Source organism: Rhodoferax lacus, assembly GCF_003415675.1.
Taxonomy (GTDB): domain Bacteria; phylum Pseudomonadota; class Gammaproteobacteria; order Burkholderiales; family Burkholderiaceae_C; genus Allorhodoferax; species Allorhodoferax lacus.
The window spans coordinates 108479-134832 of sequence record NZ_QFZK01000004.1; the positions used below are offsets into that span (position 1 = coordinate 108479).

Annotated in this window: 29 protein-coding genes; 13 read left to right on the top strand and 16 right to left on the bottom strand. The window is 64.0% G+C overall.

The features are described from left to right. Positions 1-4: 4 nt before the first annotated feature. Positions 5-631 (bottom strand): poly-gamma-glutamate hydrolase family protein, encoded by a 627-nt coding sequence (locus DIC66_RS08580; RefSeq protein ID WP_158558877.1) that lies wholly within the window; start codon positions 629-631, stop codon positions 5-7. A gap of 141 nt (positions 632-772) precedes the next feature. On the opposite strand from DIC66_RS08580, the gene DIC66_RS08585 reads away from it, so the two are divergent. The 3 genes from DIC66_RS08585 (at position 773) to DIC66_RS08595 (ending at position 1761) form a co-directional block, all read left to right on the top strand. Then, positions 773-1147 carry a VOC family protein gene (locus tag DIC66_RS08585; protein ID WP_117176123.1) on the top strand — a complete coding sequence of 125 codons (375 nt, stop codon included), beginning with the start codon at positions 773-775 and terminating at the stop codon, positions 1145-1147. Between the two features lie 201 nt (positions 1148-1348). After that, positions 1349-1534, top strand: a complete 186-nt coding sequence (locus tag DIC66_RS08590; protein ID WP_117176125.1) for a DUF3563 family protein — start codon at positions 1349-1351, stop codon at positions 1532-1534. Between the two features lie 11 nt (positions 1535-1545). After that, positions 1546-1761 (top strand): hypothetical protein, encoded by a 216-nt coding sequence (locus DIC66_RS08595; protein ID WP_147321277.1) that lies wholly within the window; start codon positions 1546-1548, stop codon positions 1759-1761. A gap of 105 nt (positions 1762-1866) precedes the next feature. On the opposite strand, the gene DIC66_RS08600 is transcribed toward DIC66_RS08595, so the two are convergent. From DIC66_RS08600 to DIC66_RS23090, 4 genes are all read right to left on the bottom strand, one after another. After that, positions 1867-2319 carry a universal stress protein gene (locus DIC66_RS08600; RefSeq protein WP_117176129.1) on the bottom strand — a complete coding sequence of 151 codons (453 nt, stop codon included), beginning with the start codon at positions 2317-2319 and terminating at the stop codon, positions 1867-1869. Between the two features lie 15 nt (positions 2320-2334). After that, positions 2335-3996, bottom strand: coding sequence for an L-lactate permease (locus tag DIC66_RS08605; protein WP_117176131.1), 1662 nt, complete (start codon positions 3994-3996; stop codon positions 2335-2337). A gap of 103 nt (positions 3997-4099) precedes the next feature. Then, positions 4100-6886: an FAD-binding and (Fe-S)-binding domain-containing protein gene (locus DIC66_RS08610; RefSeq protein WP_117176133.1), complete on the bottom strand. Its 2787-nt coding sequence runs from the start codon at positions 6884-6886 to the stop codon at positions 4100-4102. Further along, the gene (locus tag DIC66_RS23090; RefSeq protein ID WP_158558878.1) at positions 6883-7020 is read right to left on the bottom strand and encodes a hypothetical protein; all 138 of its coding nucleotides are present in this window, start codon (positions 7018-7020) and stop codon (positions 6883-6885) included. The genes DIC66_RS08610 and DIC66_RS23090 overlap by 4 nt, the downstream gene beginning before the upstream one ends. 167 nt (positions 7021-7187) lie before the next feature. Here DIC66_RS23090 and DIC66_RS08615 point away from each other — a divergent pair, with 167 nt between their 5' ends. Then, positions 7188-7940: an FCD domain-containing protein gene (locus DIC66_RS08615; protein ID WP_117176135.1), complete on the top strand. Its 753-nt coding sequence runs from the start codon at positions 7188-7190 to the stop codon at positions 7938-7940. 41 nt (positions 7941-7981) lie between these two features. Here the strand turns inward: DIC66_RS08615 and DIC66_RS08620 are convergent, their stop codons facing one another. Continuing rightward, positions 7982-8794 carry a DODA-type extradiol aromatic ring-opening family dioxygenase gene (locus tag DIC66_RS08620; protein ID WP_117176137.1) on the bottom strand — a complete coding sequence of 271 codons (813 nt, stop codon included), beginning with the start codon at positions 8792-8794 and terminating at the stop codon, positions 7982-7984. Between the two features lie 196 nt (positions 8795-8990). On the opposite strand from DIC66_RS08620, the gene DIC66_RS08625 reads away from it, so the two are divergent. The 4 genes from DIC66_RS08625 to DIC66_RS08640 all read left to right on the top strand — a co-directional run bounded on the left by DIC66_RS08625 (position 8991) and on the right by DIC66_RS08640 (position 11037). Next, the gene (locus DIC66_RS08625) at positions 8991-9611 is read left to right on the top strand and encodes a flavin reductase family protein (protein WP_117176139.1); all 621 of its coding nucleotides are present in this window, start codon (positions 8991-8993) and stop codon (positions 9609-9611) included. A 10-nt stretch (positions 9612-9621) separates the two neighbouring features. Then, positions 9622-10182 carry a hypothetical protein gene (locus DIC66_RS08630; protein ID WP_117176141.1) on the top strand — a complete coding sequence of 187 codons (561 nt, stop codon included), beginning with the start codon at positions 9622-9624 and terminating at the stop codon, positions 10180-10182. 207 nt (positions 10183-10389) lie between these two features. Next, the gene (locus tag DIC66_RS08635) at positions 10390-10695 is read left to right on the top strand and encodes a high-potential iron-sulfur protein (protein ID WP_117176143.1); all 306 of its coding nucleotides are present in this window, start codon (positions 10390-10392) and stop codon (positions 10693-10695) included. Between the two features lie 24 nt (positions 10696-10719). Then, complete coding sequence (locus DIC66_RS08640) at positions 10720-11037, top strand: ATPase with chaperone activity (protein WP_117176145.1); 318 nt, start codon at positions 10720-10722, stop codon at positions 11035-11037. Here the strand turns inward: DIC66_RS08640 and DIC66_RS08645 are convergent. The 9 genes from DIC66_RS08645 to rsmI all read right to left on the bottom strand — a co-directional run bounded on the left by DIC66_RS08645 (position 11034) and on the right by rsmI (position 22285). Continuing rightward, positions 11034-11906 (bottom strand): SMP-30/gluconolactonase/LRE family protein, encoded by an 873-nt coding sequence (locus tag DIC66_RS08645; protein ID WP_117176147.1) that lies wholly within the window; start codon positions 11904-11906, stop codon positions 11034-11036. The genes DIC66_RS08640 and DIC66_RS08645 overlap by 4 nt on opposite strands. Positions 11907-11919: 13 nt before the next feature. Continuing rightward, complete coding sequence (locus tag DIC66_RS08650; RefSeq protein WP_117176149.1) at positions 11920-14088, bottom strand: alpha-galactosidase; 2169 nt, start codon at positions 14086-14088, stop codon at positions 11920-11922. Then, positions 14085-14936: a carbohydrate ABC transporter permease gene (locus DIC66_RS08655; protein WP_117176151.1), complete on the bottom strand. Its 852-nt coding sequence runs from the start codon at positions 14934-14936 to the stop codon at positions 14085-14087. The genes DIC66_RS08650 and DIC66_RS08655 overlap by 4 nt, the downstream gene beginning before the upstream one ends. A gap of 7 nt (positions 14937-14943) precedes the next feature. Then, positions 14944-15867: a carbohydrate ABC transporter permease gene (locus DIC66_RS08660; protein ID WP_420820486.1), complete on the bottom strand. Its 924-nt coding sequence runs from the start codon at positions 15865-15867 to the stop codon at positions 14944-14946. 33 nt (positions 15868-15900) lie between these two features. Further along, positions 15901-17133 carry an ABC transporter substrate-binding protein gene (locus tag DIC66_RS08665; protein ID WP_117176155.1) on the bottom strand — a complete coding sequence of 411 codons (1233 nt, stop codon included), beginning with the start codon at positions 17131-17133 and terminating at the stop codon, positions 15901-15903. 44 nt (positions 17134-17177) lie between these two features. Beyond that, entirely contained in the window at positions 17178-19184 is a 2007-nt protein-coding gene (locus tag DIC66_RS08670) for a beta-galactosidase (RefSeq protein WP_117176157.1), read from the bottom strand. An 8-nt stretch (positions 19185-19192) separates the two neighbouring features. Beyond that, the gene (locus tag DIC66_RS08675; protein ID WP_117176159.1) at positions 19193-20377 is read right to left on the bottom strand and encodes an ABC transporter ATP-binding protein; all 1185 of its coding nucleotides are present in this window, start codon (positions 20375-20377) and stop codon (positions 19193-19195) included. Positions 20378-20516: 139 nt separating this feature from the next. Continuing rightward, entirely contained in the window at positions 20517-21239 is a 723-nt protein-coding gene (locus tag DIC66_RS08680; protein WP_117176161.1) for a FadR/GntR family transcriptional regulator, read from the bottom strand. Positions 21240-21364: 125 nt separating this feature from the next. After that, complete coding sequence (gene rsmI, locus DIC66_RS08685) at positions 21365-22285, bottom strand: 16S rRNA (cytidine(1402)-2'-O)-methyltransferase (RefSeq protein ID WP_117176163.1); 921 nt, start codon at positions 22283-22285, stop codon at positions 21365-21367. A 1-nt stretch (position 22286) separates the two neighbouring features. Here rsmI and DIC66_RS08690 point away from each other — a divergent pair, with 1 nt between their 5' ends. From DIC66_RS08690 to DIC66_RS08710, 5 genes are all read left to right on the top strand, one after another. Further along, a complete protein-coding gene (locus DIC66_RS08690) occupies positions 22287-22679 on the top strand; it encodes a YraN family protein (protein WP_117176165.1) in 393 nt (130 codons plus the stop codon). A gap of 75 nt (positions 22680-22754) precedes the next feature. After that, on the top strand, positions 22755-23354 hold the full coding sequence (locus DIC66_RS08695) for a phosphoheptose isomerase (RefSeq protein ID WP_117176167.1): 600 nt from the start codon (positions 22755-22757) through the stop codon (positions 23352-23354). Beyond that, positions 23351-23977, top strand: coding sequence for a BON domain-containing protein (locus DIC66_RS08700; RefSeq protein WP_117176169.1), 627 nt, complete (start codon positions 23351-23353; stop codon positions 23975-23977). The genes DIC66_RS08695 and DIC66_RS08700 overlap by 4 nt, the downstream gene beginning before the upstream one ends. 104 nt (positions 23978-24081) lie before the next feature. After that, positions 24082-24411: a nucleotide pyrophosphohydrolase gene (locus tag DIC66_RS08705; protein ID WP_117176171.1), complete on the top strand. Its 330-nt coding sequence runs from the start codon at positions 24082-24084 to the stop codon at positions 24409-24411. Beyond that, complete coding sequence (locus DIC66_RS08710; protein WP_117176173.1) at positions 24408-25655, top strand: MFS transporter; 1248 nt, start codon at positions 24408-24410, stop codon at positions 25653-25655. Before DIC66_RS08705 ends, DIC66_RS08710 begins: the two co-directional genes overlap by 4 nt. Here DIC66_RS08710 and DIC66_RS08715 read toward each other — a convergent pair. Continuing rightward, positions 25642-26337 carry a pentapeptide repeat-containing protein gene (locus DIC66_RS08715; RefSeq protein ID WP_117176175.1) on the bottom strand — a complete coding sequence of 232 codons (696 nt, stop codon included), beginning with the start codon at positions 26335-26337 and terminating at the stop codon, positions 25642-25644. The genes DIC66_RS08710 and DIC66_RS08715 overlap by 14 nt on opposite strands. Positions 26338-26354 lie beyond the last annotated feature (17 nt).

Consider the following 26354-nt stretch of genomic DNA (forward strand, 5'->3'; position numbering starts at 1 on the left):
GCACTCAGGCGGTCCGGGTCCCCGCATAGCATTCCTGAATACCTTGGCGCACCGCCTGGGCAAAGACTTGCAGGCGCGGCGTGGCCACCAGCCCAGCCGCACTGTTGTGGTCCAGAAACAGCGAGCTGCGCAGCCCGCGTGAGAGCTCCAACTGCACGCCCCGCCCGGACTGCCCCAGGTTGCAGATGTTTTGCGCATGCCGGCCCTGCAGGCGGGGGTTGTGGTGCGGCTCCACCGCAAAGCCGCAGGCACCCAGCGTGCGCTCCAGATGTGTGCCCAGCGCCTCGTCCAGCCCGCCCAAAAAAACCACATCGCGGCTGCTTTTTTCGCCGTGCACCGTGAGCACACTGTGGGCCGTGGCAATCAGCGCGTGGCAGCGCGGCTCGTCAAAGCAGGTGCTGGTGATGTGCAGGTCCTGGTTGTTGCCGGGCTTGAGGCCGCAAAAGCTGTAATAGCTCAGCACATCCGCGGCAATGGCTGCTGCGATGGCCGTGGTGCCGGTCTCAATGAAGCCGCCATGCGGCGCCAGGATGGCAACGCGTGACTGGCGCTGCTGCACGGCAATGGCGTAGTCGCGCCCCTCCACCTCGTTTTGGCGCAGCGCGTGGTAACTGGGATAACGGTCGGCCATGGCAGCTACTGTAAGCGGCAATGCGCACGGCCGGTTACCGCGGGTTTTGCCCTTGCCTGCCATGGCGGGCCCGCCAGCCCCTACACTGGCGCACACGCGTTGCACCCAAGCACGCAACCACTACCAGACAGGACTCCTCCCATGATCGGCTACACCACCCTAGGCACCAACGACCTGCCCCGCGCCATTGCGTTTTACGACACCCTGTTTGCCGAAGTTGGCGCGACACAAATGGCCCAGTTCGGCCGTGGCGTGGGCTGGGGCGTCAGCGCGGACCAGCCCCTGTTTGCTGTGATGACGCCGTTTGACGGCCAGCCCGCCAGCGTGGGCAACGGCGTCATGGTCAGCCTGGCCTGCAGCAGCCATGCCCAGGTGCTTGCCCTGTATGCCAAAGCGCTGGCTCTGGGCGGCGTGGACGAGGGCGCGCCGGGCTACCGGGGTGACGAATACTTTGGCGCCTACTTCCGCGACCTGGATGGCAACAAGCTGGCCGCCTTCTGCTACACCCCGGCATAACTGTTGCCCCCAGGCTCCCCGCTGCGCGTGGTTCGCTGCCCCCCGAGGGGGCTGTCCCGCCTTGGGGCGGCCCGGCGGCGGGACGTTGCCCCCACGCTCCCCGGGGGGTGTAACCGGATTTAGGTGAACCGCCTTAGGTTTGTGCAAAACATAGGGTTAACCCTTATAATTAAGTCACCAAACTTTATTAAAGGGCTCACCATGTCCCACTTTGTCGAGTTCATCAAAACTCTGGTTCCCCATTTCCCCTCGCAGCAGGAGCTCGATGAGCAGTACCTGAGCGAGTCTGTTGACGTCTATGACGTCGAGCGCCGCATTTTCGAAATCGACCATCGCGGCTCCCAGACCGAGCAGCAGGGCATCGCATTGGGCGGGGCCTTGCACTGATGGGGGGCGCTGTGGACTACAGCTTTGGCGTGCCGTCGGTGATGGCAGAGCTGGCGCGTGTGGGCAGTGATGTGCTGGCCCTTCCGTTTGACATGGCCCGTGAGCAGTACGCCAAGTCGGTTCGCGCCGGTCTGGTGGAGCGTTCCATGATTGCGTCCGCCAAGTTCGAACACGCGGTCAGCGCGCTGGAGCGGTTCACCTTGGGCGGCATGGCGCGGCGCTACTGAATTTTCCAGGCGCCCCACAGGCGCTCATGAAAAAAAAGGCCCCCGGCAATTGCTTGCCGGGGGCCTTTTGCGTGGGGCTGGCGCCAGGGGGCGCCAGCAAGCCCCTCAAGGCTGTCGCACGATCAGCAGCGACATCAGGCTGATGCGCGTCAGGTTTTCGGCCACGCTGCCCACTAGCAAGCGCTCAAAACCGCGCACGCCGTGCGCCCCGATCACCAGCAGATCGGCCCCCCAGCCCTGGGCGGCATCGGCAATGGCTTCGGCCACGCGCCGGTTGGCCGACTCGATCAGCAGACGTTCGGCCTGGCAGCCCGCCGCCGTGGCGCGGGCCACGGCCTCGTCCAGCATGGCATTGGCACCGGTACGGATTTCGGCCTTGATCTTGTCCACGTCAATGTAGGAGCCCAGGCCCATGCCATGCTGCATCAGGCCGGACTCGTCGGCCACAAAGGTCACGCAGATGCTGGCCTTGAGGGCACCGCCCAGGGCAATGGCTTCGTCCAGCGCCTTGCGCGCAGTGGAGCTGTTGTCGATAGCGACAAATATCTTTTTGTACATGGTGTTGGCTTTCGGTTAGTGGATGACCATTTGGGTGAACGGCCAGACGTAGGCCTGCAGCGTCACAAACCCGCCGACCAGGCAGGCCAGGGCGATGGAATGGAAGAACACGTAGCGCAGGATGTCGCCTTCGTGGTTGAACCAGCGGGTGGCAGTGGAGGCGACCACGATGGATTGCGCATCGATCATCTTGCCCATCACGCCGCCCGAGCTGTTGGCCGCACCCATCAGGTTGGGTGAGAGTCCCAGCTGTTCAGCCGCCACCTTCTGCATGCCGCCAAACAGCACATTGGAGGCGGTGTCCGAGCCGGTCATGGCCACGCCGACCCAGCCCATCAGGGTGCCGAAGAAGGGGTAGAACACGCCGGTGTTGGCGAATGCCAGGCCCAGTGTGGTGTCGGTGCCGGAGTAGCGCGTGAGGGTGCCCAGGCCCAGCATCAGCACGATGGTAGCCAGCGAGTAGCGCACCAGCCAGGCGGTGCGGCCAAAGGTCTTGACGATCTCCCAGGGCTTGTAGCTCATCACCAGCGCGCCGATGACAGCCGCCAGCAAAATTCCGGTGCCGGTGGCCGACAGCAGGTTGAGCGTGTAGATGGCGGCTTCCTTGGTGGGCTGGGCCACCACAGGGGCCACTTTTTCCACCATGTTGTGCAGGCCGGTCATTTCGAACTTGGGTGCGTAAATGCCGTTCAGAAAGGCCTTGACCGGGGGCAGGCCCCAGACAAACACAAAGCCGGTCAGGATGGCCCAGGGGGTCCAGGCCTTGATCAGCGCTTCGCGGCTGTGCACCACGGGTGCCACTTCTTCCTTGGCTTCGCCGCCGTCGGTTTCGTGGCCCTTCAGCGAAGGCGAGCGCCAGATCTTCTTGGGCTGCCAGACGCGCAGGAACAGGATCAGCGCGACCATGGACACAATGGCGGCAATGATGTCCACCAGCTCCGGGCCGATGAAGTTCGACACCAGGTACTGCGGAATGGCAAACGACAGGCCGGTGACCAGAATCGCCGGCCAGATTTCCATCATGGCCTTGCGTCCGGCAAAGGCCCAGATCAGCCAGAACGGCACCAGGAGCGAGAAGAAGGGCAACTGGCGGCCGATCATGGCGGTGACTTCCATCAGGTCATAGCCGTGCACCTTGGCCAGTGTGATCACTGGCGTGCCCAGCGCGCCGAAGGCCACCGGTGCGGTGTTGGCGATCAGGCTCAAACCGGATGCAGCCAGGGGTGAGAAGCCCAGGCCGATCAGAATGCCCGCGGTCACCGCCACCGGTGTGCCAAAGCCTGCAGCACCTTCAAAGAAGGCGCCAAAGCAAAAGGCAATCAGCAGCAGTTGCAGGCGCCGGTCACTGGTGATGCCAGAGAGCGAATCCTGCAGCACCTTGAAGCTGCCGTTCTGTTCGGCGAGCTGCTGCAAAAAGATGATGTTGAGCACAATCCAGCCGATGGGCAAGAGGCCGGTGAAGCCGCCGAAAATGGCAGCCTTGCCCGCCATTTCGGCCGGCATGCCATAGGCCAGCACGGCAATGGCCAGGGCAGAGAGCAGGCCCAGGCCCGCCGCAATATGCGCCTTGATGTGCAGAAAGCCCAGGCAGATCAGCATGACCGCCACGGGAACGGCGGCCAGCAGGGTCGAGATGACCATGTTGCCGAAGGGATCGTAAATTTGTTGCCAGATCATGAATATCTCCTCATTGGTTTTTGAGTTGCAGAGTGCATTGAAAAAAGGGTGAAACGCTGAAAGGGGGGTGGGCTGGCGCCTGCGCGCGGGCGGAGGTGTTTGTTTAGCAAGTGGGCAGGTCCTCCTCGCGGCTGCATTCTTCGAGCAGATAGGCCACCGAGTGGTAGGGCCGCCCGGTTTCTTCGGTCAGGCCAATCTCGCAGGTGCGGTTGGTGGAGACACCCTCGCAGCAGTTGGCAGGCAACTCCGCGTGGATCTTGCGCAGGGCGTGCACATTGAGCTCGGGCACCACAAAGCCGCGGTCCCCGGCAAAGCCGCAGCAGGTCACGCCTGCGGGCTCCACCACTTGCTCGGCACAGGCCGACACCAGCTGGCGCAGCTTGTCCTGGGTGCCGGTGCGCCGGGCGCTGCAGTTGATGTGCAGGGCAATCGGGCCGGGCTTTTTGTGCAGGCGGTGGGCCAGGCGGGGGAGCAGGGCGTCGGCTGCGAACTCGTGGAAGTCGAGCACCGGCACGCGCGCGGCCAACAGTTTTTGCATGCGCGCCGAGCAGGAGCTCGCATCCATCACCACCGGGTACAGGCCGCCTGCTCCGTTGTCGGCCACCGCCAGGATGGCGCTGGTGAGCGCATCGGCCATGGCGTCGGCTTCTTCGGCCATGCCTTTGCTGGCCAGCATCAGGCCGCAGCACAGCTTGTCATAGCCCTCGGGCAGGCGCGGATCAAAGCCGGCGCGTATCAGCAGCTCGATCACCACATCGGCCAGGCCGGCCTCATCGGGCGTATTGCCGCCAAAAATGCGCGCGCCGCAGGTGGGGAAGTACACCACCGGGTCGCCGGTGCCTGTGCGTGTTTGCGGCGCGCGTCCGGCCTGCGGCATGCTCTTTTTCCAGGCGCCACCCGAGAGTTTGTTGAGCACCTTGCCGCCCACTACCTTGGAGGCCATGTGGCCCGCGCTGATGGCGGTGCGCGACAGGGTGGCCACTTTGCCAAAGTGCTCGCCCGAGAGTTTGCCGATCTGCTGGCTGACCGTGCCCAGGCCGCGCCCGCGCAAGAGGCGGGTGAGTTCACCCGTGTCGATGCCCACCGGGCAACCAGTGGAGCACAGGCCGCAGCCGGCGCAGGTGTCCAGGCCGAAGTAGGCAAAGTCCGTGGCGACCTGCCCCGGGTCTTCGTGGGCCGCCTCGCGGCGCGAGAGCTCGCGCCAGCTCACAATGCGCTGGCGTGGCGAGAGCGTGAGCCGGTGCGAGGGGCACAGCGGCTCGCAAAAGCCGCATTCGATGCAGCGGTCCACTATTGCCTCGGCCGCGGGCATGGGCTTGAGGTTCTTCAGGTGGGCCTCGGCGTCATCGTTGAGGATGACGCCGGGGTTGAGCAGGCCGCTCGGGTCGAACAGGGCCTTGATGCGGCGCATCAGGTCGGTGGCCTGCTTGCCCCATTCCAGCTCCACAAACGGCGCCATGTTGCGGCCGGTGCCGTGCTCGGCTTTGAGGGAGCCGTCGTACTTCTTGACTACCAGTTCGCACACGTCGTCCATGAAGCGGGCATAGCGCTGCACCTCGGCGGCATCGCCGAAGTCTTGGGTGAAGACGAAGTGCAGATTGCCCTCGAGCGCGTGGCCAAAAATGATGGCCTCGGTATAGGCGTGCTTCTGGAACAGCGCCTGCAGGTCCAGCGTGGCCGCAGCGAGCGAGGCCACGGGAAAGGCCACGTCTTCAATGATGACGGTGGTGCCGGCTTTGCGCATGGCGCCCACCGAGGGGAAGGTGCCCTTGCGCACCTTCCAGTACATCTCGCAGGTGGCGCTGTCGGTGGAGAAAGCGGGCGCCTCTACCGTGGCAATGCCTTGCAGGGCGGCCAGCACCGCGTCCATCTTCACCTGCAGGGCGCTGGCGGTTTGAGCCCGCACTTCGATCAGCAGCGCGGCCGCGTCTGGCCCCAGGGTTTTGAGAACCGGGGGCAGGCCGGGCTTGGCCTCCACTGAGCGAAGGGCAGGGCGGTCCAGCAACTCCACGGCCGCCACGGGCTGGGGCTTGAGGCGGATCACGGCTTCGCAGGCGCTGGCAATGGTGGGGAAGAACACCAGGGCGCTGGCCTTGAAAGGGTCTTCTGCCACGGTCTGCAGGCTGATGCGGGAGATAAAGCCCAGCGTGCCCTCAGACCCAATCATCAGGTGCGAGAGGATGTCTATGGGGTCTTCAAAATCCACCAGCGCGTTGAGGCTGTAGCCGGTGGTGTTCTTGATTTGGTATTTGTGGCGGATGCGCTCGGCCAGCGCCGTGTCGAGCCGGGTGTGTTCGCCCATTTGCTGCAGCGCCGACAGCAGTGCCGCGTGGCTGGCCTTGAAGGCTGCCACACTGGCTGCATCCAGCGTGTCGAGCACGCTGCCATCGGCCAGCACCACGCGCAGGCCCAGCAGCGTGCGGTAGCTGTTTTGCGCCGTGCCGCAGCACATGCCAGAGGCGTTGTTGGCAGCAATGCCGCCGATCTTGCAGGCGTTGATGGAAGCCGGGTCCGGCCCGATCTTGCGGCCCAGCGGCGCCAGGCGGAAGTTGACCTCTCCACCAATCATGCCCGGCCCCAAATGCACGCTCGCGGCGTCGGTTGCGATTTCGCAGGTGGCAAAGCCTTCGCCAATCAGCACCAGCACGCCGTCGGTCACGGCCTGGCCCGAGAGGCTGGTGCCCGCGGCGCGGATGGTCACCGGGCGCTGGTGGGCGTGGGCTGTGGCCAGCACGGCGCGCACCTCGTCTTCGTTTTCCACCAGGGCAATCACCTCGGGTGTGAGGCGGTAGAAGCTGGCGTCCGTGCCATAAGCCAGGCGGCGCAATTCGTCATGGATGACCTGGCGTGCAGACAGTACCGTGCACAAGGCGGTGATGAGTGGACTCATTTCTTGTTTTCCTTCACAAAGAGGCACACGAACGCTGTCGTGCGCTGGCTCCCTGAAGTGCAGGCCACTGTACGCGCGGCGGTGCCGCGGCGCAAGATGGCGCGTTTTCCAGGCTGGCGGACGTGGCTGTGCATGGGCAGTCTCCTCGTTGTTTTGATAATTGGTAAAGTGGTAATACCAAAAAGGTGGCGCGAATGTAAATGCTCGGGATCGGTTCTGTCAACCGCAATGGGCAAATCAGGCCCAAACTTTTTATGGGAAAGGCAAAATGCTAAACTGGTCAGACCAAAAATTTCACATCATGAACCAATCCCGCCCTGCTGTTGCCCGCATTGCCGATGTTGTTGCCCGCGATCTGGAGCAGCGCATCCTGGAAGGCTCGCTCAAGGCGGGTGACCGGCTACCGGCTGAGCGCAATCTGGCGCTGGAGCTCAATGTGTCGCGCCCCACCCTGCGCGAGGCGATCCAGAAGCTGGCCTCCAAAGGCCTGCTGGAAACCCGGCACGGCGGCGGCACCGTGGTTACCGACCGCCTGCAGGCCACCTTCTCCGACCCCTGGAAAGACATGCTGCAGGCCCACCCCCTGCTGCAGAGCGACATGCTGGAATTCCGCCACATGCTCGAAGGCGAAGCCGCCATGCTGGCTGCCGAACGCGCCACGGACGTGGATCTGGAGCGCATAGACACCGCCTACGCGGCCATGGAGCTGGCCTACGACGGAGACGACATGTCGGCCTGTATTGATACCGATGTGGCCTTCCACCAGGCGATTGCCGACGCCTCCCACAACGCCCTGATCGGCCACCTGGTGGCCAGCCTGATGCAGGTCATCCACGGCCATGTGTCGGACAACCTGGCGCACCTGCACGCCCTGCCCCGGCAGTGGGAGCAGTTGCGCGCGCAGCACCGCGCCATCTGGGAATCGGTGCGCCGCCACGCCAGCGAAGACGCCATGCGTACTGCGCGCGAGCACATCAATTTCGTGCGCCAAAGCATGGAAGAGAGCGCCAAGATTGAAGACCGCCGCAACAGCGCGCTGCGCCGGCGCAGCTGAAGCCCCTGGCCCAAGCGCATTCAGCGCATGTGGGCCGCCCGTTATTGCAGCGTGGTGGCAGCCTGGGGCTGACCCCACACAAAAGAGTCCATGCTGAGCATGCCGTACTCCACACCGCCATCGATCAGCCGCGCGGTCTCGCCTTCCAGTTGCGCGCCCATGGCCACCAGCAGCGGCAGGAAGTGTTCTTCGGTCGGGTGCGCGCGCTCGGCATGGGGCGCCTCGCTGCGGTACTGCAGCATGGGTCCCACGGCATGCGCCAGCACGGCGCTGCGCACCCAGTTGGAAAACTCCAGCACATAGCTGGCTGGCTGCGTAGCGCCCCCGCGGAACTCGCGCAGATTGTGCGTCATGCTGCCCGAGGCCACGATCAGCACCCCCTGCGCACGCAGGGGCGCCAAGGCGCGGCCCAACTGCAAGGCGGTTTGCGTATTCAGGTCATAGGGCAGGGACACCTGGAACACCGGAATCTGCGCTTGTGGCAGCAAGTGGTACAGCGGCACCCAGGCGCCGTGGTCCAGACCGCGGCGGCTGTCGACTTCGGTCTGGAAGCCAGCCTCCAACAGAAGCTTGACAGCCTCCAGCGCCACGTCCGGTGCACCGGCTGCAGGGTAGGTCAGGTCATACAGCCTGGAAGAAAAACCGCCAAAGTCGTAAATCGTCTCGGGTGCCGCTGTGGTGGACACGGCTACACCGCGCGTTTGCCAATGCGGGGATACCACCAGCACGGCGCGCACGTCGCCGAGTTCGGAGCCCAAGGCATTCAGTTGCGGGCCCAGCTTGCCGGGCTCTATGGCAAAAGTGGGCGCGCCGTGGGAGATGAAGAGCAGGGGCGTGGTGGTGTGAGTGGTCATGGGAAATCCTTGGGTGACTCGTGTGCCGTGCCGCCAATTTGCAGCCTATGACCCGTACTGTATTGGTTCTAAACGGGAAGATAAACATTGAAAAATAGAATGGATTGTTTCAATTGGTGGGACAGTGGCAGTCCTGCGTGTATTGCCAAGCTGCGATACTCCAGCGCATGCCCGAAGCCTCGCCCGCCTGACCTCCATGGAACACAGTTTCCATTCGTATGAACCTGCCACCGGCCACGGCCTGGCCCATGACCCGTTCAACGCCATCGTGGGTCCACGCCCGATTGGCTGGATTTCTTCGCGCAGTGCCAGTGGCCACGTCAACCTGGCGCCCTACAGCTTTTTCAACGCCTTCAACTACACCCCGCCCATCATCGGCTTTGCCAGCATTGGCGCCAAGGACACGCTGCGCAACATCGAGGAGACCGGCGCCTTTGTCTGGAACCTGGTGACGCGGCCCTTGGCCGAGGCCATGAACCAGACCTGCGCCGCCGTGGGCCCTGAGGTCAACGAGTTTGAACTGGCCGGATTGGCCACCCTGCCATCGAGTCATATGGATGTGCCGCGCGTGGCAAACAGCCCTGTGAGCTTTGAATGCCGCAAGACCCAGATCCTGCAGTTGCAGGGGCAGGACGGCAGTGCTATCTCCACCTGGCTGGTGCTGGGCGAGGTGGTGGCGGTGCACATTGCCAGGCGTCTGCTCAAAGAGGGCGTCTACCAGACCGCAGACGCCGAACCCGTGCTGCGCGGCGGTGGCCCGGCGGACTACTTTCAGGTCACCCCCGAGCAACTGTTCCGCATGCGCCGCCCGGGTTGAAGCCGCTTCCATGCCGCACAACGCCACCACCAAAGCCATGCATCAACATTACGCCAGCGCACGCCAGAATGCGGGCCCCGGTGCCTGCATCCTTGCGCTGCACCTGGGGGCGCAGCAGTGCGGCATGGCTTTGGGCACCGGGCCCACAGCGGACCGGATGCAGGTCTTGCCCCTGGGCCTGGAGCGCACGGCGGCTGAACAATTCAGGACCACACCACCCACCCCCTTGGCCCTGGAAAACGCCATCATGGTGGTGGAGGACGTGGTGATGCCGCTGCGTGCCCACATCCCGCGCGATGCGCAACTGTTTTGCTGTGATGCTGCGGTACGCGAGATTGCGTTGCTCTCTGGTGTGCCGCAACAACCCGTCATGGTGCTGTCGCTCGAGGCCATGGAACGCAGCTTCAACCGTCTGAGCCGCGTGGTCCAGGGCATGCCTGCGGTGCATGAAGGCTTGCCAGAGTCCAACGCGTTTGCCACGGCCCTGTTGATCCTGCGCGAGTTCATGCACCATCTGCAGTTTGATGCCATCACCGTGCTTGAAAACCCTGTGCATGGCCTGGAACGCTGAGTCCGGTTGGTACCTTGTGTATCGGGTGTCGGCCTATGTGCTGATGAACCTGGGCGAGGACGCGGCCCTGGTGGCCTTGATGTTTTGTTAATTGACCTGAATCAGTGGGTATTCGATTGTCAGGCGGTGGGTCAACGGTTGTAAGCGAGAATGCGTTCTATTGTTTCTATACTGCCTTTTTTTACCACCCCCTTGAGGATTATTGCCATGTCGAATCGCCGCGAATTCATCGTTCAGTTCAGCCTCGGATCTGCCGCCCTGCTGGCAACCCAAGCCCACGCCCAAGGCGCCATGGTGGCTGATGCCGACCCGCAAGCCGCAGCACTGGGCTACAAGGCTGACGGTACCAAGACCGACAAGACCAAGTTCCCCAAGTACGCAGCCGGCCAGCAATGCAGCAGCTGCGCACTGTTCCAGGGCAAGGCAGGCGACAAGGCAGGTGCCTGCCCGTTGTTTGCAGGCAAGCAAGTGGCCGCAGCTGGCTGGTGCAGCGCCTACGCCAAGAAGGCCTAAGTTTGGCATTGCACAGGACGGCGTTTGTCTGAAGACAACCAGGTAGAAATACCGCAGTCCTTTATTGCACTGTTCATGGAACCGGGTCGCAGCAAGCCTGCTGCGACCCGGTTTTTTATTGCCGAACGTTATGAGCTGTGTGAAGACATGGCCAGCCTGCTGACGCAAACCGCGCAGGAGATGCTGCATGGTCTGGGCATTGCCGAGTCCGATGTGCTGCTGCGCTGTTACCAGGGGCTGCTGGCAGGCGAAATCTTCAATCCAGCCGAGTCCGAATGGGTGGTGCGCCGCCTGGCCGAGCTGTCGCAATGGCGCCAGCCTGATGCCATGGGCAGCCTTTAGCCAAAAGTTTTTGGCAACACCCCCGCCACACCCGGGCGCAACAAAAAGACACAGCCCGAGGCCGGGTATTGCGTCAGTTGTTTGGCTGACAGGCCGTTGCGCGCGCTGGTCACCACCAAGCTTTGCATATCCTCGCCGCCAAAGGCCATGCAGGTGATGTTCAGGGCGGGCAGGTCAATGCGCTGCAGCAAGTCGCCGTCCGGCGTGAACTGGCGCAGGCAGGCGCCACCCCAGAACGCGATCCAGACATTGCCGTCTGCATCCAGTGTCATTCCGTCCGGAGTGCCCTGCTTGCCGCCAAAGCGCTTCCATTCTTTTTTGTCCATCAGCTCGCCCATGGGGCTTACACGGTACTCATACACGCAGTCCAGCGCGCTGTCGGTGTGCAGCATGCGCCGACCGTCTTCGCTGATGCAGGGGCCGTTGGCAATGTGGATGCCGCGCTCCACCACCGTAAAGTGGCCGTCCGGATCCAGCCGGGTGAGCTGGCCGTCGGCGCGGCTGGTGTCCACGTTGTTCATGGAGCCGGCCCAGATGCGGCCATGGCAATCCGCCTTGGCATCGTTCAAGCGCACATCCGGCTGCCCGGCGTGCGGTGAGCCCAAGCGCTCGATACGCAGCACGGGCTCCAGCCACAGGCGCGCAAAACCACTTTGGAAGCCGGCCATGAAGCCATCGCCATCGCGGCGGGCAATCAGCCAGCCTATGCGCTCAGGCATATTCCAGCTTTGGCGCTGGCCGCTGACAGGGTGCCAGGCATGGACAGCGCAGCCATGGATGTCCACAAAGAAGAAACGCCCCGAGGGCGCGTGCCACATCGGGCCTTCGCCCAGGTCCAGCTCCGCCGGCCAGATGGTTTTGATGTTCAAGGAAATTGCCCGTTCAAGAGGTTTGCCATTCCAGCGAGAAGACCAGGGCCGACTCGGGGTTCATATTGGGCAATGGTAGCCCGATGTGGCGCAGCTCAGCCGCAGAACACGTGACACCTTCGCCCCGCAGGGCATCCAGCCAGCCAGATGCCGCATCGCCCCGCGCGCGCTCCTGGCCGGCCTGACCCAGCAAGTGCACATGGCAGTGTGTGGCTTCGGGCAAACCCTGCAGGCAGGGCAGACGCAAGGGCGCATGGTGCATGTTGGTGGGCGCGGTCTGCGTGAACACACCCAGCAGCGCGCGGCCCGCGCCTTGGGCCAGCCACCACACGCCGTTGGCGGTGCGGCCCTGGCTGAAGCGCCCGCTGTGCAGCACCGATCGCCAGGCTTTGTAGAGGCCAATCCAGGTAGCCAGCGTCTGTGCCTCGGCCTCGCTGAATTTGCGCACATCGGCCTCCACCCCCATGTGGCCAAACAGCGCCACCGCGCAGCGCAATTCCAGGCTCTGGCTGCGCCCGGTGGTGTGGGCCGGGGCCGGGCCCACATGGGCGCCCAGCACCTCCATCGGGAACAGGCGCGTCGCACCGCTCTGGATGGCCACGCGCGAGACCGCGTCGTTGTTGTCACTGGTCCAGAAGCGCTGGGTGTACTGCAGGATGCCCAGATCCATGCGCCCGCCGCCCGAGGCGCAGCTCTCGATTTCAACTGCCGGGTGCTGCGCGCGCAGGCGTTGCAGCAGCGCATACAGAGCCGGTATTTGTTGTGCATAGGCCATCTGCCCATGGGCGCCTGCGGCCTGCGCCAGGTCGCGGTTCATGTCCCATTTCAAATAGCTGATGCGGTTCTCGCGCAGCAGGGTGTCGAGTTTTTCAAACAGGTAGTTGCCCACCTCGGGGCGCGACAGGTCCAGCACCAGTTGCTGGCGCCCCAATTGCAGCGGCTGCCCGGCCATCTGCAGCGCCCAGTCCGGGTGGGCGCGGAACAAATCGCTGTCGGGGTTGACCATCTCGGGCTCCACCCACAGGCCAAACTCCATGCCCAGCCCCAGCACATGGCCGATCAAGGGCCCCAGGCCCTGCGGGTACTTGATCGGGTCGGGCCACCAGTCTCCCAGACCACTGTGGTCATCGGGGCGGCCAGGAAACCAGCCGTCGTCCAGCACAAAGCGCTCCACGCCCAGGGCCACGGCACGTTCGGCCAGGGCGCGCAGGGTGGCGTCATCGTGGTTGAAGTACACCGCCTCCCAGGTGTTGAGGTGCACGGGCCGTGGGCGCATGCGGCCACCATGCCACTGCAGCACCTGCTGGCGCGCAAAGCGGTGGAAGTTGTGCGACGTGCCGTTCAGCCCCTGGCCCGACCAGCTGATGTGCAGCGCGGGTGTGCTGTGGCTATCCCCCACAGCCAGTTGCTGCTCGCCCGGCGCCAGCCAGACACCGGCCTGCAACAGGGCCGAGCCGTCGTCACAGCGGTCCAGCGCAAACTGGTGGTTGCCGCTCCAAGCCAGCTGCGCGGCAATCACCTCGCCGCTGTGGTCGCCGGTGGTGGGTGCGAGCACAAAGCAGGCAGGAGGTGCCTCATGCGAGCTGCGGCCGTGGCGGTTCTGCAATTGAAAGCCCGCTGCTGCCAAAGGCGTGCGCTGCCACTGGAACTCAAGCCCCCACTGGCCGGAAAAATGCGCCACCTCGGACAACTCCGCACCCGTGGGCACCGTGCCGCAGGCCAGCCAATCGAGCTGCAAGGCGTGGCCGCTGTGGTTGTGCAGGGTGGTTTGCAGGCTGAGCACATCGCTGTTGCGCCACAGCGTGAGCACTATGTCCAAGGCCAGACCGCTGGCGTCCTGCAAGTGCAGCAGCAGGCTTTGCTGTTTGGCGTCTTCACTGCGGCTATAGGAGTGCGCAACCCACTCGTGGACGGCGCCTGTGCCATTGGCGTGCGCGCGCAGCGCGGGGTTGAGTGAGAGGCCGTTGCCAAAACCGGGAAACACCGGGTTGCCGTCCAGCCGGTCCATGCTGGCATTGGCCTGGCGGCGCAGGCTGGCTGCAGTCCACTGGCTGCTGAGCGGCGCCTCGGGCAATAGCGCGCCAAAGTGGCGCCACACCGGCATGCGGCCCGTCTCCCATTCAATCAGGGCGCAGCAGTGTGTGCCGTCCAGACGCAGCAAGGTGTGGGTGGGGCCATTCATCCCTTGGTGGCACCCATGGTCAGGCCTGCAATGAAGTGTTTTTGCATGGCAAAGAAAATCAGCACCGGCGGCAGGGCGGCCACAATCGAGCCGGCCGAGACCAGGTGCCACTGCGCCACCCACATGCCGTTGAGCGACTTGAGGCCGCCGGTCACCGGCATGGCGTGGTTGCCCTGGATCAGCACCGTGGCCCAGAAGTAATCGTTCCAGATGAAAGTGAAGATCAGCACCGAGAGCGCGGCCACGGCCGGGCGCACCAGGGGCAGCACCACCTTGAAGAAAATCTGGATCTCGCTGGCACCCTCCACGCGTGCGGCCTCCACCAATTCGCGCGGCAGGTCGCGTATGAAGTTGCGCATGAAGAAGGTGCAAAAGCCGGTCTGGAAGGCTATGTGGAACAGCGCCAGGCCGGCAATGCTGTCGTAGAGCCCCAGCTTGAGGCTCAGGTCACGCACCGGCACCATCAGGATCTGGAAGGGCACAAAGTTGCCGCCCACAAACAGGAAGAACACCACCAGGTTGAGCTTGAAGCGGTACACGCCCAGTGCAAAACCGGCCATGCAGGCGAGCGTCAGCGCACCGATGACGGTGGGGATGGTGACCAGAAAGCTGTTGAGGATGTAGTGCGCCAGCGGCGTGTTCTGGAACACGGCACTGTAGTTTTCCAGGATGCGCCACTCGGTGGGCAGGCCCCAGTAGTTGCCGTTGGCCAGGTCGCCTTGGCCGCGCACCGAGGTAAAGGCCACCGCGATGATGGGCAGCAGCCACACCAGCAGGGCCAGAGGCAGGCCCACGCGGTACAGCCACTGCGTGGGGCGGGAGGTTTGGATGATAGGGGTGGGGAACATGGGGGTCCTAGTCGGTTTCCTGCTCTTGCCGGTAGACGCGGTACAGCACAAACACGATGTAGACCAGCATCAGCAAAAACAGCACCGTGGCAATGGCCGTGCCGTAGCCCATGCGGTAGCCGTATTCGCTCAGGGCCTGCTCGTACATGTAATAGGCCAGCACGCGCGACTGGCCGTAGGGCCCGCCCTGGGTCATGATGGAAATCATGTCAAAGCTGCGCAGGCTGCCGATGATGGTGACCACCACCGCAATAAACGTGGCCGGGCGCAGCTGCGGCAACACAATTTTGAACAGCATGGTCCAGCCCTTTGCGCCCTCCAGGCGCGCGGCCTCGATCAGGTCGGGGCGCAGGTTGTTCAGGCCAGTCAGGTACAGAATCATGCAGTAGGCGGTTTGCGGGTACAGGCCGGCAATCACAATGCCGTAGGTCACCAGGTGCTCATCCGAGAGCACTGCTATGGGGTCCATGCCCAGCCAGGCCATCACATGCAGCAAGAGGCCGTTGGTGGGGTCGTAAAACCAGCTGAACACCAGGCCGATCACCACCTGCGAAATCACAAACGGAAAGAAGAACAGCGATTTGGCCAGGCGTATGCCAAACACCTCCTGGTTGAGCAGCAGCGCCAGGCCCAATCCCATAGGGATGGCGAGCAAAAAGCCGAAGAACCAGATCACATTGTTTCTGAGCGCGGTAAAAAAATCCTCGTCGCTCCAAAGCTCCACATAGTTGCCCAGGCCGATGTACTTGGGCGTGCCCAGGCCATCCCAGTCGTACAGGCTGATGGCCATGGACTCGAAGATGGGTGCGACCACATAGATGCCAAACATCAGCAGCGCGGGCGCCAGAAACAACCATGGCACCAGCGCCATCTGGTGACGCGCCCACCAGCCGCTGCGGGCAGGTGTTGTCGATGGGGTGCTGGTGTTCATGGTTGTTTCCTTAAGCGAAAGCGCGTTGCAGGCTTACTTGTAGACGCGCTGGCGCACCTGCTCCAGGCGCTTGAGCATGGCACCACGCTCACCCGGCTTCAGCATGTACTGCTGGAAGCCATCCATGCCGGCCTTGGCCATCTCGGCGGGTGCGTCGCGGTCATAGAACTGTCCCAGCGCGTAGGCGTTGGAGAGCATGGTGAAGCCGGCCTTGAGGTAAGTGTCCTCAGGCATCTTGGCGTTCTTGTTGACCGGCAGCTGGCCCAGGATGGTGTTGACCTCGGACTGCACTTCGGGCTTGGCCATATAGGCCAGGAAGCGGCGTGCATCCACCTTGTTCTTGGCCTTGGCCGGGATGTGGATGGTGTCGGTGGGAGCGTCCTCTGCCTTGGGCAGGCCCTTGGTGATTTCGGGGAACTGCATAAAGCCCAGTTGTTCTTCCTTCAGGCCGGCTTCCTTCATGGGGGCCACGGCAAAGTTGCCCATCAGGTACATGGCGGCCTCGCCCTTCACGAACGCGGGCAGGGCTTCCTGCCACTGGTAGGAGGCGTGGTTGGCCAGGTAGTAGCCAGGCTTGGTGAGCTGGTCCCATTTGTCGAACACGGCTTCCACGCGCTTGTCGGTGTAGGGCACCTTGCCGGCGGTCAGGTCCATGTGGAACTCATAGCCGTTGACGCGCATGTTCAGGTAGTCAAACCAGCCGCCGGTGGTCCAGGTGGCCTTGGTGCCAATGGCAAAGGGCGTGACCTTGTTGGCCTTGAGGGTCTCGCAGGCCTTGAGCAGTTCTTCCCAGGTCTTGGGCTCGGCAATTTTCAGCTTGGCAAACACGTCCTTGCGGTAGTACACGCCCCACTGGTAGTAGGTGTAGGGCAGGCCCCACTTCTTGCCATTCATGGTCATGGAGGCCGCAGCCGACTTGAAAGAGTCGTTCAGGCCTTCCTTGGCCCAGACATCGGACACATCCTCAAACAGGCCGGCATTGACAAACGGGGCCATGCGGTTGCCCGCGTACCAGGTGGCCAGGTCGGGTGCTTCGGCGGTGAGGAAGTTGCGGATGGAGGTCTTGTAGCCTTCGTGGTCAAAGGTGTTGAGCTTGACCTTGACGTCGGGGTTGGCCTTCTCGAAGCCCTTGACCAGGGCTTCAAAAGCGGCCTTGGGCGCCGGGTCGGAGGCGTCGGTGTTGATCACCAGATCGCCGGCGAAGCCGGCAAAGCTGGCCATCAGGCTGGCGGTGAGCAGCGCGAGTTTGAGGGGTTTGAATGTCATGCGGTCTCCTAGTGTTGTTGGTGGGTTCGCGTCTTGCAACGTCTTCAGATGGAAGGGCTTAGCTTCCAGATAGCCAGGCCTTGCGGGGCCAGTTCACGCGCACCCAGCAGGCACTGCGCATGGTTGACAGGTGCGTAGTGCACCGTGGAACTCGAAAAATTCTGGACGAACACATGGTTGCCCAGACGGCTGGTGCGCAGGTCTTCTGGCAGATCTTGCGTGGCCAGACCGGCGGCCGCTGCGGCGCGGGTGAAAAGCTGCTTCCAGCCCGCCTCATCGGGCCAGCCGGTGCTGTACCAGCTGCTGCCGTGGCGCAGCACGGCAGGGCGGCCATCGTCAAAGTTGGCTAAGGCTTGTGCGCCCTGGGTCTGTACGTCTTCACGCCAATGGCTGTTGCTGCTCAAGGACCCATCGGGCCAGCGCACCGCGTCCACCACGCCCGGTGGCAGGGACGAGACGCGCTGCACCCGCACACCGGCCAGTGCGGCAAAGGCGCCGGGCGGCAAGCCGTCAGCAAAAGACAGCGCCTGGTTCTTGGCGCCTGCGCGCGGACCGAACACCGCCTGTGCCGTGCCGTCGGCCTGTAACGCCGCCAGGCGTGCGGCCAGCGCCGCGTCCTCACGCAGGTGCGCGGGCAGCACCACCAGCGCGTAGCTTTTCAGATCAGCGCGGCTGGAGACGATGTCCACATCCAGGCCCAGCTGGCGCAGCGCGCTGTAGGCCCGGAACGTAATTTCCATGGGGTTGTAGTCCGCACCCTGTGGCTGGATCTGCGCCATCCACAGGCTGGGGTAGTCCAGCACCAGGGCCACGCGGGCCTGGCTTGCTGATGCATTGGCTGCTGCGTCACCTGTGGCGGCGAGACCGATTGCCAGCAGTTCTTGCGCCACCTGCGTGGCCTCCAAGCCACCCTGGTCCAGCGAGCGGTCGGGGCGGTGCAGGCCGGCGTGCATTTGCTCCTGCGCAAACGGCGCCTGGCGCCAGCGGAAATAGCTCACCACCTCGGCACCGTGGGCAAAGGCCTGCCAGGTCCACAGCCGCACCATGCCGTCCAGGGGAGCCGGGTTCCACTGCGCCCAGTTCACTGGGCCGGGTTGCTGCTCCATCACCCACCATCGGCCCTTGTTGGCGCCCGTGCACAGGCCGCGGTACAGGTCGTGGTGAAAGGCGGGAATGTCGGGGTGGCCGGTGCGCGCGTAGCGCTGTTTTTCCAGGCTGCTCAAAAAGAAGTCCTGGGTGAAGCCCAGCGGGTAACTGTCCCAGGTGGCCACGTCCAGGTCGGCGGCCACATCGTGGTGGTCGAACTCGGTGAAGAAGCCCATGAAGTTGTGCGTCACATCGCGTCCGGGCGAGTGCTGGCGAAGGATATCGGTCTGGATGCGGTTGAAGGCCACCACTTCGTCGGAGGCAAAGCGGCGGTAGTCCAGCCGGTGCGCCGGGTGGGCCTCGGTGACGGTGCCCACCGGGGGGTCAATCTCGTCAAAGCTGCGGTACTCCTGGCTCCAGAACACATTGCCCCAGGCGGTGTTGAGGGCGTCCACTGTGATGTATTTGGCCTGCAGCCAGGCGCGAAAGCCCTGGCGTGCGGCCTGGCTGTAGCTCAGCACGGTGAGGTGGCAGCCGTATTCGTTGTCGGTCTGCCAGGCGGCCACTGCCGGGTGTTGGCCGTAGCGCTGGGCCACGGCCTCGGTGATGCGTGCACTCTGCGCCCGGTACGACGGGCTGGAAAAACAGTAGTGGCGGCGCGAGCCAAAGCCGCGCGCCTGGCCGTTGGCGTCTACGGCCAGCATGGCCGGGTCGGAATCGACTAACCATTTGGGTGGCGTGGCCGTGGGTGTGCACATCACCACGCGCAAGCCCGCAGCGTGCAGGGTGGCAATAGAACGGTCCAGCCAGGCCCAGTCAAACTCGCCGGGCGTGGGCTCTATGCGGCTCCAGGCGAACTCGGCAATGCGCACATAGCGTATGCCCATGGCGGCCATGCGCGCGGCGTCATCGGCCCACCACTCTTCTGGCCACTGTTCGGGGTAATAGCAAACACCTAATTGCATGGGGACTTTCAGGCGCTGGCAGCGGTGGACGGGGTCATAGCCGAGGCGGGCACGGACAGCGACAAGTCATGGCTGGCAATGGTGCGCGGCATGGACAGGCCTTGTGCATCAAACACATGCAGGTGCTGGGCGGGCATGCTCAGGGCCACGCGCTCACCGGCGCGGGCAAAGGTGTTGCCGGGTGCCTTGACCACCCAGGGGTCACTGGTGATGCCGCTGTCCAGGTACAGGTAGGTCGATTCGCCCAGGCGCTCCTGCCACTGCACATTGCGCAGCACGTGCTGGGTGGCCGTGCCCACCTCGGCATCTTCGGGGCGCAGGCCCACGGTGATGGGTGCGCCTGCAGGCAGGGCCTGTGCGTTGACGCGGGCCTGCAAGGTCTCGCCGGTGGGCAGTTGCACGGTGGCCAACTCGGGCCCGGCGCTGTGCAGGGTGGCGGCAAAGAAGTTCATCTTGGGGCTGCCGATGAAGCCGGCCACAAACTGGTTTACGGGATGGTGGTACAGGTCCAGCGGCGCGCCAAACTGGGCCACGCTGCCATCGCGCGCCACTGCCGGGCCGGAGTTGAGCAGCACGATGCGGTCGGCCAAGGTCATGGCCTCTACCTGGTCGTGCGTGACGTAAATGGTGCTGGCCTGGCCGAAGTCGCGGTGGATCTTGGCAATCTCAAAGCGCGTCTGCACGCGCAGGGCGGCATCCAGGTTGGAGAGCGGTTCGTCAAACAAAAACACACCGGGCTGGCGCACGATGGCCCGGCCAATGGCCACACGCTGGCGCTGCCCGCCCGACAAGGCCTTGGGCAGGCGCTGCAAAAAGGGCTCGAGCTGCAGGATGCGCGCTGCATCACCCACGCGCTTCTGAATCTGGGGCTCGGCCACCTTGGACAGGCGCAGGCCAAAGGCCATGTTCTCGAACACCGTCATGTGCGGAAAGAGGGCGTAGCTCTGGAACACCATGGCCACGCCGCGCTGGGCCGGGGCCACCTCGTTCATGGGCTGGCCGCCAATGCGCAGGGTGCCGCCGTTGATGGTCTCCAACCCGGCCACCATGCGCAAGAGCGTGGACTTGCCGCAGCCCGAAGGGCCGACAAACACACAAAACTCGTTGGTACCAATGTCCAGCGAGACGTCACGGATCACCGGCGGGTTGTCGCCGTAGGCTTTGAACACCTTTTCGAGCTGAATGCGGGCCATGGAAATCTCTGGGCTAAGGATGGTGAAACGCTCGGAAGCGTGCAACAGGGCACCTTGCTACCAGGTGCCGCCATTCATTCATCATACAAATAAGCGGCTGAAATGCCGCTAGGGACAAACCCTTGTCCGCAGGAGCCGCCTAGAAAACTACCTGTTTCATCAGCGAGCGCGTGTCCGAGAGCATGCCGGCCATGCGGTGCAGGGCGCTCTGGGCGTCGCCGCTTTCAATCGCCTCGAACACCTTCTGGTGGTCCGGCAGGGCGCGTTTGAAGTCGCCGGCCGAGCGTGCTGTGACACCCAGAAGCGACTCCAGCGCGCTGCCGATGATGGCCGCCAGCGGCATCAGCAGCGGGTTGTTGGTGGCGCGCAGGATGGCGGTGTGGAAGGCCAGGTCGGCCTCGATCCACTGGGCAATGGCGGGTGCCTGGCGCATGTCCTGCAGGGCCGCGGCTATGGCCTCCAGCTGCGCCGGTGTGCGGCTGTTGGCAGCCAGCGACGCAGCGGCGGGCTCAATGATTTCGCGCAGCTCGGTGAGGTGGCGCAGGAATTCGGCATCCGCCCCGGTGGCACAGCGCCAGGCCAGGATGTCCGGGTCCAGCAGGTTCCACTGGTCGCGTACCCGCACCCGGGTGCCGATGCGCGGGCGCGCCTCCAGCAGGCCCTTGGCAGCCAGTACCTTGACGGCTTCGCGCAGCGCCGTGCGGCTGACCTGCAGCTCCTGGCACAGCTGCTCTTCATTGGGCAGCACCGCGCCTGCGGCATAGGCGCCGCTGACCACGCGCCGGCCCAGCTCGTTGACCACCTGCCCATGCAGGTTGCGCCCGGAGTAGGTGGAGGTGTGGCTGGTGAGGCGGGGGTTCATGGGCTGTAGCCGCTGGCGTAAGGCCGTTTGGGCGTTTCAATCATCATATGTTTAAAACCTCCTGCTGGCAATGCACGGCGCAACGTTCAAAAACACAGGCCTGTCAACACTGCAATCGGTGAGCCTCAAGCGGTTTTTCCGCTCTTGAGCGCCAGCGCCTGCTCATAGAGCGCGTTGCGCGGCTGGCCGGTGATATCGGCGGCCAGCTTCACGGCGGTCTTGAGGGGCAACTCAGCCAGCAGCAAAGTGAGTATGCGCACAGCATCACCACCCTCTGCGGCCACGGGCGCCGGGTGCAGCAACAGGGCGAACTCACCGCGCAGACGGTTGGCATCGCCCTGTAGCCAGGCCTTGAAGTCCCGGGCGGCTAAGGTGGCAATTTCTTCAAACTGCTTGGTCAACTCGCGCCCGATGGTGATGGGCCGCTCACCCAGCGCGCCCAGGGCCTCGGCCAGGGCCTCGATGCGATGGGGCGCTTCCAGCAGCAGCACGGCGCGTGCCTCCTGCATCAGCAACTGCACCGCATGCGCACGCTCCGTGCTCTTGCTGGACAAAAAGCCTTGGAACACAAAGCCGCTGGCGGCACCGGATTCGGCCGCAACGCCCGCCACCGACAGCAAGGCAGTCACGCTGCTGGCGCCAGGCAGAGGAATGCAGCGCAAGCCCTGCTGGACCAGTACGGCCGCCAGGCGCGCGCCGGGATCGCTCACGCCGGGTGTGCCGGCATCGCTCACATAGGCCACGCGCTGGCCCGCGCGCAGGCGCTCCACCACGGTGTGCGCCGCCTCGGTCTCGTTGTGCTGGTGCACGGCCAGCAACTGGCCGCCGCTCTTGTCGATGCCATAGGCGCGCAGCATCTGCTGGGTGTGGCGCGTGTCCTCGCAGGCAATTACGTCCACCAACTCCAGCACATGCAGGGCGCGCAGGGTGATGTCGGCCAGGTTGCCTATGGGCGTTGCAACCACATACAGTGCACCTTGCGGATAATGCTGATCAGACGCAGCCTCCCGTGCAGCCGCACGGGCAGAAGAATAAGACGCGCTCACTATGGAAATTCCTTCATCAAAACCGCCGCCCAAAAACGGCAGCACCAAACAGTCTGGCGATGCCGCCGAAGACGAGGCCTTGCGCCACCTCAAGCGGCACGGCCTGCGCCTTTTGCAGCGCAATTATCGAACCCCGGGGCGTGGTGGCGGCGAGATTGACCTCATCATGCAGACGCCTGACGGTACCACCGTATTTGTCGAGGTCCGCAGCCGCGCCTCGGCGGCCCACGGTGGCGCGGGCGCCAGCATCAGTTTCTTCAAGCAGCGCCGCATTGTCTTTGCCGCACGCCACTACCTGCTGAGCCAGCGCCCGCTGCCTCCATGCCGTTTTGATGTGGTGCTGGTGGAGCCGCACGGATTGCAGTGGCTGCAGGCGGCTTTTGACGCCGGTTGACATGGGCTTACAAAGCCACAGGGCAGGTGGGGCCTGCTTCACAGCAGCTTCATAGCGGGCAGTTATCATCGCCCCATGCTGGAAAAACGAATACACCAACACTTCATCGACAGCGCTGACCTCAAATACCAGTGCGCCGAAGCCCTGAGCAAACCGATTGCCGCAGCCGTCCAGGCCGTGGTGGCCTGTGTCACCAGCGGAGGCAAGGTGCTGGCCTGCGGCAACGGCGGCTCGGCAGCCGATGCGCAGCATTTCTCGGCCGAGTTTGTGGGCCGCTTTGAGCGTGACCGCCCGGAGCTGGCCGCCATCGCGCTGACCACCGACACCTCCATCATCACGGCCATTGCCAACGACTACGACTTCAACGTCATCTTCTCGCGCCAGGTGCGTGCCCTGGGCCAGCCTGGCGACGTGCTGCTGGCCATCTCCACCAGTGGCAACTCCGGCAATGTGCTGGCTGCCATCGAAGCCGCGCACGAGCGCGAGATGGTGGTCATTGGCCTCTCCGGGCGCGGCGGCGGCAAGATGAACCAGGCCCTGCGTGATACCGATGTGCACATCTGCGTGCCCAGCGAGCGCACGGCCCGCGTTCAGGAAGTGCATATATTGGCCCTGCATTGCATCTGTGATGCGGTTGATGCCCAGCTCTTGGGCGACCAGGAAACCCAGACATGAAAACAACGTTTCAAAAATCCATTCTTGCCCTCACCCTGACCGCCGGCCTGCTCAGCCTGGGCGGCTGCTTCCCCCTGATGGTGGGCGGTGCCGTGACCGGCGCGCTGGTGGCCTCTGACCGCCGCACCTCGGGCACCGTGGTGGAAGACAACGCGATCCAGCTCAAGGCCCGCAACCGCATTGAAGACGCCCTGGGTGAACGTGCGCACATCAATACCACCAGCTACAACCGCCAGCTCCTGCTGACCGGCGAAGTGCCCTCCGAGCAGGACAAGCAACTGGCCGAGAAAGCAGCCTCCGGCGTGGAGAACCTGCGCAACATCGTCAATGAACTGGCTGTGCTGGGCAACGCCACCCTGACCCAGCGCTCGTCTGACGCCCTGGTCACCAGCCGCGTCAAGGCCAACCTGTTCGACGCCAAGGACCTGTTTGCCAATGCCTTCAAGGTCACCACCGAGCGCGGCACCGTGTACCTGATGGGCCGTGTGACCCAGCGCGAAGCCAACCGTGCCACTGAAGTGGTGTCAGGCACCTCCGGCGTGCAGCGCGTGGTGCGCATCCTGGAAATCATCAGCGAAGACGAACTGGCCAACATGCTGCCGGCGCCCGACAGCAAGAAGTAGTCTGGCCCGTCGCAGCCACGCAAAAGGCCTGGGTCACTCCAGGCCTTTTTGTTTGTGGATGGGACCCGTATAGTCGGGCGATCAACAAAAAAGGGAGGGACTCCATGGACCTGGAAGCATTGCAAGCGCGGCTCAGGGCCTTTGCTGTCGAGCGGCAATGGGGAACGTTCCACACGCCCAAAAACCTGTCCATGGCACTGATGGTGGAAACCGCCGAGCTGATGGAGCTGTTTCAGTGGATGACACCTGAGGAGTCATCCGCCGCCAGTCGCGACCCGGTACTGAAAAGTCGCATGGGTGAGGAAATGGCCGACGTGCTGCTCTACCTGCTGCAACTCGCAGACCACACCGGAGTCGACCTGCAGGCGGCGGTGGAAGACAAGCTGCTTAAAAATGCGCAAAAGCACCCGGTACCCGGAGCGCACTTCCCATGAGCGCGCCACACAACAGCGTGCCGGACGCCAGCGCACGCAGCCATGCGCACAGGGTAGGCTGGACCATCGTGGCCTATGGCTTTCTGGCGGTTGCCCTGTCGGCCACGGCGCGCACCTTGCTCAGCCTGGCCATGCCGGTCTGGGAATCCGAGTTGGGCTGGTCGCGCAGCCTGGTGTCCGGTGCCGGTGCCTTGGCCCTGCTGGTCATGGCCTTGACGGCGCCGGTTGCAGGCCACTTCATTGACCGCTTTGGTCCACGCAAACTGCTGACAGCAGGTTTCGCCGTGCTGGCCCTGGGCCTGGGGATGACTGCGCTGGCCACCCAGGCCTGGCACTTGCTGCTGGCCTTTGGTGTGGTCTCGGGCGTGGGTTTTGGGGTGGTGGCGGTGAGCGCCTTCTTTGCTGCAGTGGCGCCCTATTTTGTGGAGCAGCGGGGCTTTGCGTTGGCGGTGGTGGACTCCGGCTACACCGTGGGTCCCTTCTTGCTGGTGCCCCTGGCTGCACTCTTGCTGGCGCAGTTTGGCTGGCGCTTTGAGTTTGCCGCCATGGCCCTGGCCTGTGTAGTGATGCTGCCCCTGTCCTGGCGTTTGCTGCCCCGCGTGGCAGGCGTGCAGGCAACCGATGGCGTGCCCGATGTGCCGCTGTCAGGCCGCTTGCGGGAACTGGCACGCAGCCCGGTATTCCATCTGCTGTTCTGGAGTTTCTTCCTGTGCGGCTTCACCAGCTCGGGGGTTATAGAGACGCACTTCCTGCCCTATGCAGCCGCCTGCGGATTCAGCGGCGTGACGGCTGCAGGTGCCTATGGGCTGTTGTCGGGCATCAACCTGCTGGGCATTTTGCTGGCCGGATGGCTCTCTGACCGCATGAACCGGCCCCTGCTGCTTGCCGGCATTTATGCGGTGCGTTCGCTGAGTTTTGTGTTGCTGATGCAGGTGGGCGATGACCTGTCCTTGCTGTACCTGTTCTCTGCGGTCTTCGGTCTGTTCGACTATGCAACGGCGCCCGTGGTGGCCAGCCTGGTGGCCTCGCATCTGGGCGTGCGCGTCATGGGTCTGTCCATGGGCTTGCTGGGAGCCGGCCATTCACTGGGCGCCGCCCTGGGTGCCCTGGCCGGTGGTGTGGTGTTTGACTTTTACGGCAGCTACCGTGGGCTGTGGCTGATGTCCATCGTGCTGGCGGTGCTGGCCGGGCTGATTGCGGTCTTTATCCCGAAAGTTCCACGGCTCGGCTTCAGGCCACACTGATGCCCAATTCCCCCAGCAAATCAGCAGCCTGATTCAGCGAGATGGTGGCCCCGCGGAACAGCCGGGCATCCACCAGCTTGAGGCCGCCGATGTCTGCCTCGCGCAGGTCCGCACCTTCAAAGCGGGTCAGCTTGAGGTGGGCGTTGCGCAGGCTGCCGCCCACGAACACTGCGTCCCGGAAGTCGCAGCCCGACAGATCGGCCTCGGAAAAGTCCAGCTGCTGAAGCTGCATTTTGCGAAAGGACATCTTGAGCAGGTTGGCACCCACCAGCAGGCTGTCTTCCAACACCAGCCCCAGCGCCTGCACCTCTTCAAAGTTGGCTCCGGTCAGCTTGCAGTCCTTGAAGTGTGCCGCAGACAGGCGGGCACGCCGCCACTTGCTGTTGTTGAGGTCACAGTTGTGGAACTGGGCGTCGGTCAGGTCCGCCGCTTCAAAATCGGCCTGGCGCCCACGGCACTGCTGCCAGGTGGTGCGCGAGAGGTTGGCCGCGTAGAAAGACGCCTCCATCAGCGCGCAGCCGTGAAAGCCAAAGCCCCGCAGGTCCAGGCGCGAGAGGTCGGCGCTTTCAAAATCGCAGCGCTCGAACACCAGCGCTCCCGTGGCGTCTGCCACCAGCTGCTCCAGTTGCGCACGGCTCAGGGTCTGGTCGGAAATCGTGGTGTGGGTTTCACCGGTCACCATCTCGGATGTGGCCCCGG